Source organism: Aestuarium sp. (assembly GCF_023253315.1).
GTDB lineage: Bacteria > Pseudomonadota > Alphaproteobacteria > Rhodobacterales > Rhodobacteraceae > Marivivens > Marivivens donghaensis.
Genome location: NZ_JALRGW010000108.1, coordinates 1 through 960, shown reverse-complemented (window position 1 = coordinate 960; position 960 = coordinate 1). Strand labels below are relative to the sequence as shown.

Sequence of the window (960 nt, the reverse complement as noted above, 5' to 3'; positions counted from 1 at the left end):
GATCTTTTCGACCGTCCGCCCGTGGCGAATGAGTTGGTTAATGGTTGGCATGAAACGTCCCTAAACGTCAAAAATTCAAAAAACAAAACACGCGGCAGCTGAAAAATGTGCGAAAAACGCCCGTGAAAACGTTGCCCGCGCCGACGCGCGCCCCTTCGGTTTTTTCCGAAAAGCCTTCGATCATAGCACTTCTGCTTTTTTTTGCGAGGGGTGCCCAAAAGTTTTTGATGACACACCGCTCGCCGCGTTGTATTTCCCGCACTGGCGCCCGCATTGCGCCAGGTCATGAGTGCTTTTGAACTACTCAGAAAGCAACAGCAGCGTATCCCACATGCGGCCCAGGAAGCCATCTGCCGGCACCGCCTCAACGGCGACCAGCGGCTGCTTGGTCAACACCACGCCGCCCGGCAAGGAGACCGACACATCGCCAACCACTTGGCCCGCCGCCAGGGGCGCGATGAGGCGCTCAGACACGTTGACCTTTAACTCAACCTTGTCGCTACTGCCGGTAGGGACCGTAACGGCCAAGCCGCCCTTCACGCCAAGCGCAGCCATTTTGGTTTGGCCTTTCCAAACGCGGGCCGTGGTCAGGGCGGCGTCCGCCTTCGCAACGGTCACCAACTCAAAGTTGCTATAGCCCCAATTGAGCAGTTTTTGGCTCTCAGTGGCACGACTGGTCGCGCTGCTGGCACCCAAAATGACGGACAGCAGACGCCGCGTCCGCAGACCCTCTCCCCCTCGGGGTGGCACGGGCCGAATCGCCGTCGCGACAAGGCAGTAGCCAGCTGCTTCGGTGTGGCCTGTTTTCAGACCGTCCACCGTGGGATCTCTGAAGAGCAATAAATTGCGATTGGTATCGTTTGCCGCAGGCGTGCCTGGGTAGCGATAGTGCTTGGTTGCGTAGATCGGGGTGTACGCCGGAAAGTCGTTCATCAGCCGCGTCGACAGCAGCGCCAAGTC

General features: G+C 58.8%; 1 protein-coding gene. It reads right to left on the bottom strand.

The features are described 5' to 3' along the window. Positions 1-300: 300 nt before the first annotated feature. The coding region (locus AC1QQ2_RS14445) for a D-alanyl-D-alanine carboxypeptidase family protein (RefSeq protein ID WP_479713670.1) at positions 301-960 on the bottom strand (660 nt) is incomplete at its 5' end.